Source organism: Porcipelethomonas ammoniilytica (genome assembly GCF_025567485.1).
Taxonomy (GTDB): domain Bacteria; phylum Bacillota; class Clostridia; order Oscillospirales; family Ruminococcaceae; genus Porcipelethomonas; species Porcipelethomonas ammoniilytica.
This window is the reverse complement of record NZ_JAOQKH010000104.1, coordinates 1-519: the sequence shown is the minus strand read 5'-3', so window position 1 is coordinate 519 and position 519 is coordinate 1. Positions and strand designations below refer to the sequence as shown.

Genomic DNA, 519 nt, shown 5'->3' with positions numbered 1-519 from the left:
GAAGATGTAGTAATTCGAGGCTATAAAGGAACAGCCGCAGAAACATATGCACTTCAAAACAGGTTTACATTTATAGCCATTGATGACGAGCCTGTAACAACTACCACTCCTGTTACTACTGATATAACAACAACTGAAACAATAGTTGTAACAACACAAACAACTGCTGTTTCTACAAACTCGATTGCGGAAACAACTTCGGTTACGACAACGGTTACAACTCCTGAAATAAAAGGCGATGCCAACGAAGACGGAAAGCTTGCAGCAAGCGACGCAGCATTTATTGCAAAAGAGCTTGCACAGTCGTCTATTTCAGGAGAGAAGATAACAGCTGAGGATTATCCAGCTATGGATTTTAATCAGGACGGTAAAATTACAGCCAAAGATGCCGCGGATATTGCAAGATATTTGGCAGAGCAGTCGATATCAGATAATAAAAAAGTATGATTTATAATATAAACATAATTTAAATAATAGCACAATAAAGCTCGGTGAATAACCGGGCTTTTTGTTAAAAAA

Annotated in this window: 1 protein-coding gene; it reads left to right on the top strand. The window is 38.0% G+C overall.

Annotated elements, in window-relative coordinates; translation table 11 throughout:
• Nucleotides 1–447, top strand: a 447-nt coding sequence (locus tag OCV67_RS13510; RefSeq protein ID WP_262644655.1) for a dockerin type I repeat-containing protein, incomplete at its 5' end; no start/stop codon positions are given.
• Nucleotides 448–519: the final 72 nt, after the last annotated feature.